The 12,057-nt window shown below is 39.8% G+C and carries 10 protein-coding genes; 5 read left to right on the top strand and 5 right to left on the bottom strand.

Features of this window, described 5'->3' with window-relative positions; translation table 11 throughout:
- Positions 1–451 precede the first annotated feature (451 nt).
- Together C9J38_RS12320 and C9J38_RS12315 are read left to right on the top strand one after the other, a co-directional pair.
- Positions 452–1,366 carry a DUF808 domain-containing protein gene (locus C9J38_RS12320; protein ID WP_107207356.1) on the top strand — a complete coding sequence of 305 codons (915 nt, stop codon included), beginning with the start codon at positions 452–454 and terminating at the stop codon, positions 1,364–1,366.
- Between the two features lie 190 nt (positions 1,367–1,556).
- Positions 1,557–2,027 (top strand): glycine zipper 2TM domain-containing protein, encoded by a 471-nt coding sequence (locus tag C9J38_RS12315; protein WP_107207355.1) that lies wholly within the window; start codon positions 1,557–1,559, stop codon positions 2,025–2,027.
- Between the two features lie 345 nt (positions 2,028–2,372).
- Here the strand turns inward: C9J38_RS12315 and C9J38_RS12310 are convergent, their stop codons facing one another.
- The 3 genes from C9J38_RS12310 to maoP form a co-directional block, all read right to left on the bottom strand.
- On the bottom strand, positions 2,373–4,352 hold the full coding sequence (locus C9J38_RS12310) for a flavohemoglobin expression-modulating QEGLA motif protein (protein ID WP_107207354.1): 1,980 nt from the start codon (positions 4,350–4,352) through the stop codon (positions 2,373–2,375).
- The gene (gene gshB / locus C9J38_RS12305; protein ID WP_107207353.1) at positions 4,339–5,364 is read right to left on the bottom strand and encodes a glutathione synthase; all 1,026 of its coding nucleotides are present in this window, start codon (positions 5,362–5,364) and stop codon (positions 4,339–4,341) included. Before gshB ends, C9J38_RS12310 begins: the two co-directional genes overlap by 14 nt.
- 115 nt (positions 5,365–5,479) lie before the next feature.
- Positions 5,480–5,833, bottom strand: coding sequence for a DUF413 domain-containing protein (gene maoP / locus C9J38_RS12300; protein ID WP_107207352.1), 354 nt, complete (start codon positions 5,831–5,833; stop codon positions 5,480–5,482).
- 219 nt (positions 5,834–6,052) lie between these two features.
- Here maoP and hdfR point away from each other — a divergent pair, with 219 nt between their 5' ends.
- The gene (hdfR, locus tag C9J38_RS12295; RefSeq protein WP_107207351.1) at positions 6,053–6,916 is read left to right on the top strand and encodes an HTH-type transcriptional regulator HdfR; all 864 of its coding nucleotides are present in this window, start codon (positions 6,053–6,055) and stop codon (positions 6,914–6,916) included.
- 224 nt (positions 6,917–7,140) lie between these two features.
- Entirely contained in the window at positions 7,141–7,302 is a 162-nt protein-coding gene (locus C9J38_RS21905; protein WP_198038485.1) for a hypothetical protein, read from the top strand.
- Between the two features lie 90 nt (positions 7,303–7,392).
- On the opposite strand, the gene C9J38_RS12290 is transcribed toward C9J38_RS21905, so the two are convergent.
- Positions 7,393–7,842, bottom strand: coding sequence for an exoribonuclease R (locus C9J38_RS12290; protein ID WP_107207350.1), 450 nt, complete (start codon positions 7,840–7,842; stop codon positions 7,393–7,395).
- Positions 7,843–8,272: 430 nt separating this feature from the next.
- Here C9J38_RS12290 and mrcB point away from each other — a divergent pair, with 430 nt between their 5' ends.
- A complete protein-coding gene (gene mrcB / locus C9J38_RS12285; RefSeq protein ID WP_107207349.1) occupies positions 8,273–10,618 on the top strand; it encodes a penicillin-binding protein 1B in 2,346 nt (781 codons plus the stop codon).
- A 111-nt stretch (positions 10,619–10,729) separates the two neighbouring features.
- Here mrcB and C9J38_RS12280 read toward each other — a convergent pair whose 3' ends face one another.
- Complete coding sequence (locus C9J38_RS12280; RefSeq protein ID WP_107207348.1) at positions 10,730–11,782, bottom strand: succinylglutamate desuccinylase/aspartoacylase family protein; 1,053 nt, start codon at positions 11,780–11,782, stop codon at positions 10,730–10,732.
- Positions 11,783–12,057: the final 275 nt, after the last annotated feature.

Raw genomic sequence — 12,057 nt, 5'->3', positions numbered from 1 at the left:
ATGCTGTTGGCTGCGTTGTCGCATACTTTATTTAGACAAGAAAATGCCTGTAGGTATAGTGCTGCGAATAATTTCATTGTCATTTCCGAACAGGTCGTGCTGCTACTAGCACGGTATGACATAACGTAAAGAGAGGAATTCCAATCTCAGTCTACACCTCAAACCAAAAAGAGGGTGCTTGGCGATTAGACAATTGAATGAGGCTAACTGCAATCAAAAAAGATTTATCGTTATGATAAGAAAGATTAGCAATTAGGCTTTATACCGACTTTAATTGAGAAGAGCGCTAAAGTGCGGTAAAAAAAACACTGATTTTTATTTTTATTGTATAGGCAGTATAATGCTTAACTGTATGTTGAATGCAGTCAGTATTAACAGTTTAGTATTAACATCTTATTGTTAGTTTGTGTATTTAAGAGCAATGAGCTCTTAATGGAAGGAGTAGTAACCTGTGGCAGGTGCAAGTTTATTAACTTTGTTAGATGATATCGCGACCGTATTAGACGATGTTGCTGTAATGACAAAAGTAGCAGCACGAAAAACAGCGGGTGTGTTAGGCGATGATTTAGCATTGAATGCCCAACAGGTAACGGGGGTACGTGCTGAACGCGAAATTCCTGTTGTATGGGGTGTCGCAAAAGGCTCATTTAAAAATAAGCTGATCTTGGTTCCCGCAGCGTTATTGATCAGCGTAATAGCCCCATGGCTGATTCAACCAATGCTGTTATTAGGCGGTTTATTCTTATGCTTTGAAGGTGTTGAAAAAATCGTTGAGAAATTATTTCATTCAGAGGCAAACACGGAAGATAAAGTTGATGTGTTAGCGCAAAGTGATGTTGATATCGCAGAGTATGAAAAAGAGAAAATAAAAGGGGCTATTCGTACTGATTTTGTTCTTTCTGCTGAAATTATTGTGATTTCTTTAGGGGTTGTACAAGATCATCCATTTTTAACTCAAGCCATTGTTGTCAGCGTAATTGCCGCGGTTATGACGGCAGGTGTTTATGGCTTGGTTGCAGGTATTGTGAAGCTAGATGATGCGGGTTTATATCTTGTAAATCATAGCGAACAAGCGAGTTTGAAAAACCGTTTTGGCTCGCTATTGGTGAACATAGCACCTTATCTTATGAAGGCTCTGGCGTTTGTCGGCACAATTGCGATGTTTCTTGTCGGTGGCGGTATCGTTGTACATACATTGCCGCATTCCCATGAAATTGTGGAGAACATTGTACAAGCTGTCAATTTGCCTGGTTCAGCGTCTATTCTACCACCATTAATGAACGGTATTGTGGGTGTTATTGCGGGAGCCGCGGTGGTTGCTGTGGTGACGTTGATTAATAAAATTCGCGGTAAAAAAACACACTAGATTGAGTATTTTTTACCTTTTAAAAGAGAAACTAATTGTAAAGCTTTGCTTCTTCTTACGCGAATAAATTGTAACATATTGTTTTTATTAGTCCATTCAGTGTAAATACAGGATTTGTGAGCAAAATGTTAATTTAACGTCCAAACTTATATCGTTGTAATAGCAGATTGCTTTATTGACGGAGGTTATATTGAAAAAGTATACAGTAGCATCTTTATGTCTAGTCGCAGCACTTGGTGTATCAGGTTGTGCGCAAAATCCATATGGTAATGCTTATGATGTCGGTGAGGCACGCACAGTACAAAATGTATTAACCGGTACGATCATCAAATTAGATGCCGTAACCATGAGCGGTGGCGGTGAAAATATGATTGGTACTATTGCTGGTGGTGCCATTGGTGCCATTCTGGGTTCGAAAGTTGGTGGCGGTAGTGGTTCTGATATTGCGGCTATTGGCGGCGGTTTAGCTGGCGCAGCTTTAGGTAATAAAGCGGGTGATGCAATTAGTCAGCGTAATGGCGTTAATATCGTGATTAAACTTGATAGCGGTAGAACCATTGCGGTTGTGCAGGAAGTCGATCCAAATATGATTTTCCGTGTAGGCCAACGTGTTGATATTTATCAGCAGGGTAATACGACACGCGTTGTGCCTGGCAACTAATCGCTAAAAATGAAATGTTTATCAATTTGAAAGGCAGTCTATCAGGCTGCCTTTTTTATATGTTGTGAAATTATAGTTGGATAAATATTTATATCGCTTACACGAGAAATAGACGCTACGCATTCTACATCCCTGCTGTTATTACCGTGGTATAGGCCATTATCGCGGCTGTACTGATGCGTGGTAAGCCTAAAAACGACTGATTACCTAATGTTGGTGTTATTGATTTGTACGATTATCTGGGGTGATCGTAATTACATTACCAATGTAACGTTAATGCGTTAATAACGTATAAAAAAAGCGACCGATTAGTCGCTTTTTGTTTAGGGTTGATGTGCTTGTCGATTAACGAATCGAGTTAAGCATAAACTCCATCACTGGATCGATATCCGCATCTATCTCTAGTGCTTTAGGTAAGTAATCGGGTTGTTTTAAGATCCCGCGCTCGATGAGTTCATCAAGCAGGGGCTTAAATTCAAAGCCAGTCTTACCAATAAATAATGATGTTAAATCTTCATTCTTATACGCTTGAATCGCATCTTTTAAGCCACGAAGATATAAGAAATCTTTAGTGAAACCACCACCACGATACACACGTGCCGTTACGGTAAATGCTTCATCATTACTGATGCCATACTCATGTTTTAAACTATTAAAACAATCGTTAAAGCTATCACCATTGACCATCATCTCTACAGCGACAACACGCAACGCCAATGTTTTTAGGCGGTGTAGTGGGAAGCTACCTGATAAGTGCTCACAAAGAATCGCAAGGCCTTCTTGTGTATGCGTATTACCAGGTAAACCCAGTTGTAGGATCTTCAATGGTTGACGTTCAGCATTGACTGACGTGACTAAGTGCACTCCCAGTTCGTGATGAATTAACGCATCTAAATCACCTTGTGTAAAACGACTGTTTGGGTTCACCTTGATCGTTTTACCACTGACCATTGCACGTGCAATTAGCTGTTTAGAAGAAACGATTTTACAAGGAATGTCGTACTCTTGCGCCGCTTCTTTAAACGCTTCTATTGCTTCATTGGCTGTGATTGTGGCAGGTTGCTGCTCTTTGTATTCACAAGCATGAAGAATAAATTTTGCATTAGCAATATCACGTTCATCAGGCTGACCGTAGTAACGTAATGAATTATATAAGAACTCATCAGTACCAATACTACAAAGTAGATCAATACGTACCGCTAATTGGTCGATAACTTTGCGATACATTTTTTGTACGTCAGCATCACGGATACCTTCTACGGGTAGTCGGTAAAGTTGCTCACGGAACTTGTATGGGTCTAAATCAAGTTGGCGATAAGTGAACTGTGGCTGATAGCTATGCGGCTTACTTAAAAAGCGTCGCTTTTCTTGCTTAAGGTTCGTTGGGTTGATGTAGCTAAGCGTATTGATACCACGAGCAATACGATATAGCTGTCGATCCAGTTTGACTACTTCTTTGGATAAGTTCGAAGCAAGCAGATCATTACCTGTTAAACCTTTGGCTTTTGTGCGTTTAGTGATAGTGAAAGCAGCATGTTCCGTTATCACGGTTTTCATGGATTCTTTCAACTTTTCAATCACTAATGGATACGCTTCGCCGCCTTCCTCATTCATGAATACTTTTTTTACTTCAATCGGTAGGATTAATGTGTTTTTAAAGTTTTCTTTAATGAAAGTAGCTTGGTAACCCATGCCTTTAAAGACATCGTTTTCTAATGCTGTTACTTCAAGGTTAGGTAGCTCTATGCTATTTAAACCTTCAAGCATGGCATCAATCTCTTTCCGCCAACGACGACAGTTAATTTGCTTAGTACCGACATTGAATGTTGGTGTTTTCTCGTCAATACGTTGGTAGTTATATGAATGGATGTCATATAACAAACATAACCCAAATTCTTTTTCTAATGTTTCAATAAGACATTTAAGAATACGATAGTAGCGGTTATGTTTTTCATGTGTTTCCGCACGCTCTTCTACCGTTAATGGCTCAAGCCATACTTTTTTACCCCACGCATCGTCATAGATGCAATTGCTTGGGTCACGGTTAAGATCGTATTCGTAACGTGAATCTTCACCCTGAAGAATGATTGGCAGAGATGAAATAAAATCGCCAGTAAATGGATCTTCTTCAAAGTAGCGCTCTTCTTCTGTTAGCGCACATTTTTCTTTTAACTCGCCACGAAGGTTGTGTCCATGATGAATGGCTGTAGCAATATAAGGCTGATATTCGCTAACACGAATTATCAAGCTGCCATCATCAAGTTCCGCTTCAAAGGGAGTCAGGCTGCGGATTTTCTCCAGAACCTCTAACTCAGTATGCAGCATCAGCAATCACCTTTCGAAAATCATTTTTACGTGCAATGCCGACTTCTTTCGCCATTACTACGCTCTCAGCAAAATCCAGGACATTACGTTGAAGTTTCACACGGTTAAGACGATTGATACGGGTAATACCGCCAGGGCTTAATACATTTACTTCAACCAGTTTGCCGTTAATAACGTCTAGTCCAACAAAGAACAGGCCGTCGCGCACAAGCTTAGGGCCAATGTGTTTACATAGGTTAAGTTCTTGCTTTGTTAGTACGTGTTTTACTTCACGGCCACCGGCATGAATGTTTGAACGTACATCGCCTTCTGCTGGTACACGGCGCATTGCACCAATAGGTTCACCATTAAGCAGTAGAATGCGAACATCGCCTTGTTCTGCACCTTCAATGTAATCTTGTAAGATCACATAGTTTTCATCGTCACCAATGTAGAAATCAAGTAATGATTTAACGCTTGATTTTGCACTCTTTTCAACCAAGATAACGCCTTTACCACCGTAACCATTTAGTGGTTTTAGGATCATGCGATCTTGCGTTGATTCGTCTAATACACGCTCTAAGTATTCACGGTTCTTTGATACGTGTGTTGCTGGAATATATTCATGGTTTGGATCGGGTAGCGATGCTGTATATAGCTTGTTATTAGCCACACGCAGACCATCAATATCATTGATAATGAAAGTATGTTCACGCACAGAATCTAAGAAATTAAGTGCCATGGTATCTAGAGGTGGGTTAGCACGCATAAAAATAACATCAAAGCCCGCTAATGGTAGCTCGGCTTTGTTAAATTCAGCTTTGCGGTAAAAGCTTGGAATATTGTTTGATACATCACCTTTTTTTAATACGTTACAGAATGCAATAGCCATGCTGTCACGCATAGTTAAGTTACTTGGTGTTGTTATAGCAACCGTGTGACCGCGGCTTGCGGCTTCATGGATAAGACGTAGTGTGGAGTCGTTTTCGGCTTCAACTTTGTCCCACGGATACATAACAAAACAAATTTTCATAGCTCTACCAAGAAAGTGCCTGTTTTACAGGCTATTAAAAAGAAATAAGCCATCGCACGAGAGTGGGATGGCTTCATTGTTACTCGATAAACAGAGGTGAGCCCTCTGATAGTAATTAATAGTCTAAATCGCTATCACTACCACTATCGGCATCATCATCGTCGCCGTATACGCCATTGTTGGGACGTTGCGACACGCATAAGGTATAACTGCGTGCTTTATGAGTGGTGTGGTTCAGGTATTTTAACCAACACTTACCAAATTCAGACACTGCTGCTTGCTGACCTAACACTTCAGCAAGGAACTGAGTTTCAGACTCATCGATTGGTTGAGTAGTCCCTTCATGTAAGGCACGCATAATACGTCCGTAATTTTCTAAGACGCTGGCTTCACTAATTGTAAAAACCCCCGAGCGATTAAAGCCACGTGGGAAATTTTTATCGTCGTAAAATTTACCTTCACTTCTCATTCATAAAGTCCTTGATGTGATTTGCGGTGATATTTATCCAGACTTGGTGAGTTGTAAATCAAACATTTTTTATCGTTCTAATGAATTTTTTTAATGATTTGATACCATAAATCATCATATCGTTTAAGATCTAGATTAAGCTCTTGCTTATTAGATATATAATGCTTAAATAGCACGATAATCACGCAACTTATCCTTCTTATTCTTGAGAATTTCGCTGTGGATACAGAATTACTAAAAACATTTTTAGAAGTAACTAAGACTCGTCACTTTGGCCGTGCAGCTGATAATTTATATTTAACGCAGTCTGCCGTCAGCTTTCGTATTCGACAGCTTGAGTCTCAGCTAGGTAACCCGTTGTTTTCTCGTCAACGAGGTAATGTCCATCTAACTGCAGCTGGTGAGCGTTTACAGCCTTATGCTGAAGCTATTTTGCAAACATGGGGGCGTGCGAAGCAGGATGTTGCATTAACAGATAGCCTCAATACCCAATTAGCCATTGGTGCATCTCCTTTATTCTGGGAGTTTGATGGGATTTCTGATTGGATTAACCATATCTATGCCAATATGCCTGGGCTAGCATTACGCTTAGAGTCGGTTAAACGTGAAGGGATGGCAAAACGCTTGTTTGATCAGAGCATCGATCTCTTTATTACCAGCGAACCACCGAAAATTGAAAATCTCAATGTACGTAAAGTTCGAGATTACCAATTACAGTTAGTGACTAATAAAAGTAATTGTTGCTTACATGATACGCGTGATATTCCACTTGTCTTTTTAGATTGGGGCACACGATTTTCTGTTGAGCACAGTCGTATTGCTGAGCTTCAGCGTACACCAATTATGCATACACATTCTGTTAAAATGGCGCTTGATTATATTTTAGCGAATGCTGGAGTTGGTTATCTGCCATCGCCTGTTGTCGAAAGTGCTAAGAAAAAAGGCTTACTTCATGTCGTAAAAGACGCGCCAGTTATGGATCAAAGCTTATATTTAGTATGGCGAGAAGATAACGAAAAAGAGGACTTGATCAACGCTTTGGTCGAAGTTCCTTTTAAGAATGTGACCGAAAACAATGGATAAGTTTTTTTGCTGATAAGCAGTAAAATATCTTGTTGTACAGAGAGCGAGTTCCTGAATTAGTCTTAGAAAAAATACGAATTAAGCAAAAAATCAAGTGGAAAACAAACAAGGCAGTTGTCACTGATTTTACAAAAAAGCGACGTATTTTTGTCACAATAGAGCATTAATATTGCCTGTGTTCTATTTATTAATTACTTACTCTGGATGTAGTTCAGGAATCGCAAATGGCTAAGTTAGACCAAAAGTTTCACAAGGGCAGCAAATCAAAATTCAACTCTGAATTTAATGATGATTTTCAAGATTTGAATCAATCTCGTAACAAAAAGAAACGTCGTATGACACGTTCACGTTTTGAGAGTCCGGAGTACAGCGATTTCGATTATTAATAGTATTTAGTATCGGCAATAAAAAATTTAAAAAAAGGCGTATCCTAAGGGTACGCCTTTTTATTTAACTATTAATGATGCGAGGAATGGTTATTTTTCTTCGCTTAATGCTGCGTAACGATGAAGTAATTCTGTCAGTACACTTATCCAACCAAATGCGTTGTCAGGAGGCGCATTGGCTAAAATCTTTTCAACTTCAGCACAGTGCTGCTCTAATGTGACAGCTTCCTCTAGCTGGAATGAGATAGCGTAAAAATGCCAAAGAATTAAGCGTGTCATACGTTCAATATTTTGCTTAGCGTTATCCGATTCTGAAAATGCTTCCTTGACTTCACCCAAAGCAACCGCTGTCATGCGTAGCATTGCATCAAATTGTGCTGACTTAAGGCGTTCTTCACTATCCACTTCTTCTTGTTCAAAAGTGAATATTTCCTGCATTACATCTTCCGGCACCATGCGGCTGATTACGCGTAAGCTAAATTCTTCAAGCTCATGGCGAGGCATTGTTAATAGGCAGTTTAAAGTATAATCACGTTGCATAGCTATCTCATGGTACCTGTGCCCGATCGGAATTGATCGCTGGCTTTCTTAAAGGCGTTATTGTGGATGATTTGCGAATAAATTGCGACCCAAAGCCAGATGAATTAACCGCTTATTACGCCACAAAGCATTTGTCATGCCTAATGATACGAAATCAAACGCTGTCTTTTGAGGATAGGTTAATCTCATTATTACAGAGATAGATGTTCAACGAACGCGCCATATAAAATAATGTTTTTTGCCAGCCTTGATAAAAAAGTCATACAATATAGAACTGACACTAGGATGACATGATCATTGATAATTAGGATTATGTTTAGCCCAACTATATTGATTTTATATAAGGTAGTAATTTAACAGCCATCTTATTTATCTTATTGTTTGATAATTATTTTTTAGTAAAGTCGTAGTTGTTAAATTGGAAAAATGAATGACATCAAATAAACATCAGCCTGATAATCAACAGGATAAGCCACAGCCATCATCAACGCGTAAATTAATTAAGCGTAGTATTCTTACTGTTGCCATTATTGGTGGCTTGGGCATGGCTTATCTTGGGAATAACTTAAACAAAACCATCAGTGAGAAGTTTTCAGGTCAACTGTGGCAATTACCTTCGGTGGTTTATGCTCGCGAGCTTGCCCTTCAACCAGGAGCGCCAGTTAGCTATAACTCGTTAGTGAATGAGTTAAAAGTATTGGGTTATCAAAAGGTCGCGAAGCCTGATCAAAGTGGTGAATATAAAGCGAATGGCTGGTCTGTTGAATTTGTTCGTCGACCATTTAACTTTAAAGAGGGTGCAGAAGGTGCTCGTCATGTTGTTGTGACATTCAACAGCGAAGGGATCAGCCAAATCAAGGATCTTGATACAAATAAAGAGCTTGGTTTCCTTCATATTGATCCTAAAATGTTGGGCATGTTAGAAGCGAAAAATGACCAGCAACGAATTTATCTCCCTGAAGATAAAATGCCTAAGTTATTAGTCGAAGGTCTGATTGATACTGAAGATCGTCACTTTTATGAGCATGATGGTATTTCTTTAGTGGGTATTGCTCGTGCTTTTGTCGCTAATATCAAAGCTGGGCACACAGTTCAAGGTGGTAGTACGCTAACACAGCAACTTGCTAAAAATATGTTTTTATCGAGTGAGCGCAGTTTATGGCGTAAATTTAAAGAAGCCTATATGGCGATTATCATCGATTATAAATATGGTAAAGAAGAAGTACTTGATGCTTACATGAACCAAGTTTATCTCGCTCAATATGGTGGACGTGGTATTCATGGCTTTGCTTTGGCATCTCGTTATTACTTTGATCGCCCATTGTCGGAATTGCGTCCTGATCAATTAGCACTGTTAATTGGTTTGGTAAAAGGTCCGTCTTACTACAACCCTTGGCGCAACCCTGAGCGCGCGAAAGATCGTCGTAACGTGGTATTAAAAATCATGTTAGACAATAAATTGTTAACGGATAAAGAATATCAAGCAGCAATAAAATTACCGTTGGATGTTCAATCAAAAGGACAACTTGCGAAACGTCAGCCTGCGTACTTTGATCAACTTAAACGTGAGTTAGAGCAAAAAGTAGGTGATGCTTTTGAAGAAGGTAAAGGCTTACGTCTGTTTACTTCACTCGATCCTCAATCGCAAAAGTTGGCTGAAGAATCTGTCGAGAAAATGATCCCGTTAGTGGAAAAACGTTCGGGTAAAAACTTACAAACCGCGATGGTGATTGCTGACCGTACAACAGGTGAAATTCGCGCTATGATTGGAGGAAGTAACCCTAATTTCCCTGGTTATAATCGTGCAATAAATGCACAACGTCAAATTGGCTCGGTAGTGAAACCTTCTATTTACTTATCAGCATTAGAAGACCCAGAGCAGTACACGCTTGCAACTTCACTCAAAGATCAGCCTCTTTCTATTAAGATGCAAGATGGTGCGGTATGGAGTCCTCGAAACTATGATCGTAAATATCGTGGTGAAGTGCCTTTATTTGTGGCGTTAGCCAAATCGTACAATGTTCCGACGGTTAATCTAGGTATGGCTTTGGGGGTTGAAAAAGTCTCAAAAACATTAACAAAATTAGGGATTCCGTTTGAAGAGATCCCTCAAGTACCGTCGTTATTTTTAGGTTCGATCGCCTTGTCGCCATTAGAAGTTACTCAGATGTACCAAGCCATTGGTAATAATGGCTATTTAGCGCCATTAACGGCATTAAATGCGGTGGTTAATGAAGATGGCAAAGTACTCTACCAAAATTGGCCTAAAGCTTCATCGGTAGTGCCAAGTCAGGCTGCATGGTTAACTATGTATGCACTGCAAGATACGGTAAAATTTGGTACCGCACATTCATTGAATAAATTGTTCCCAAATAGCCATTTGGCAGGTAAAACGGGCACGACAAACGATGGTAAAGACAGTTGGTATGTCGGTATCGATGGGCGTGAAGTGGTAACAGTATGGATGGGACGTGATGATAATAAAACTGCCCACCTAACGGGTGCGACAGGCGCATTGCGTTTATATACTGATTACATTCAGCATCGTAAACCTGAGCCATTAATCTTAACTCAACCTTCAGAATTGGAAGGAGAGAAATATACGGTAGCGGCGAACGGTACCTATATTGAAGATTGTTCAGGTACAACACGAATGCCTATTTGGGATCCGAATGGTGATCTTAAACAAAACTGTCAGGTACAAGCTGTGAAGCAACAAGCGAAAGAAGTGCAGAAAAAAGTCGAAGGCTTCTTTGATAAGTTGTTTGATTGGTAATGATATTTTTTGTTTTGCCATTATTGGCTTAATATAAAAATGAAAGGCTAAGTGTTCGCACTTAGCCTTTTTTATATCTGTATGTTTTACACTGAAGATCGAACTGCTAAATCAGTTTGTCATACCCCATTTTAGCTCATCATCTAATTCTTCGATGGCATCATCAAGGTAACTTTCCACTTGCTCTTCAACTAAGCCATCGGGCTCTTCAAAGAAAGCAATATGGAAAATAGCATCACCTTCGTTAACTAAAGGCAATGTTTGCTGGCCAATGACGATCCCACCTTGTGGCGCAATAACAGGTGCTTCACTGCTGCCAGCAGGATCGCTAATAGTGGCGATGACTTGATCTTTCGATACCTTCTCCCCCAAGGCCACATGGGATCGAAGCAAGCCATCATAGTCGGCACGAATCCAACGGGTCGCTTTTGGCACCATTGGTTCAATAACTTTTTTGCTACGGCTAGTGCGCAGCATATTTAGATGACGCATTACCTTTAATACGCCTTGAACGCCAGATCCTACTGCATGTGGATCAAGACGTAACGCCTCACCTGCCTCAAATGTGATCACGGGTATGTTAAATGCTTCAGCAGCTGCTCGTAATGAGCCCTCGCGCAGACTTGCGTCAACGACAACTGGCGAGCCAAATGCCATTGCCATCTCTTTAGCTAATGGATTTTCAAGGTTAGCTCTAATTTGAGGTAAGTTAGTACGGTAAATTGCAGCGGTATGTAGATCGATAACATGCGATGCACGACGAACCACTTGATTAAAATATTGGTAAGCCATGCGTCCTGCAATTGAGCCCCGTTCAGAGCCAGGGAAACAACGGTTCAAATCTCGACGATCGGGTAAGTAGCGAGATTTATGAATAAAGCCAAAAACGTTAACCACAGGTACCGCAATAATCGTTCCGTGAAGTTTGTTTAAATCTATTTTTTCAATAACTTGACGTACAACCTCAATACCATTTAATTCATCACCATGAATCGCCGCATTGATTAATAATACGGGACCTGGGTGTTTACCATGAAGAATATCAACAGAAACCGAAAGAGGTGAATGAGTATAAAGACGAGCAATTTCTAATTCACAATTAATGTGTTTACCCGCGTCAATCGATAAGCCGGCAAATTCAAAAGGTGGCGTTTTCTTAGCCATAGATACTTCCTGTATTCGGTAGTGTATATAAGAATAGAAAATTGTTGGATGCCGATAACACAAGGAGGTCAATCATGGCGCATACAATGGCAAAAGAATAAGCGTAAATTCATTTTATAAATAGATAACATTGTCACAAAAATAGTGATGTTTACCGAGTAAAATGTTTCTAAATGTATCTTTGTTGTTATATTAAATTGTTATTATCGTAATAGATACTTGTTGCGAGTTGTTATGTTTGAGCTGAAATAAAAGCACTTCTATTTAAGAAGTGC

It is taken from the genome of Photobacterium sp. GB-210 (genome assembly GCF_003026075.1).
Taxonomy (GTDB): Bacteria; Pseudomonadota; Gammaproteobacteria; order Enterobacterales; family Vibrionaceae; genus Photobacterium.
Note: the sequence above shows the minus strand (reverse complement) of the source record. Positions and strands in the feature narration are given on the sequence as shown.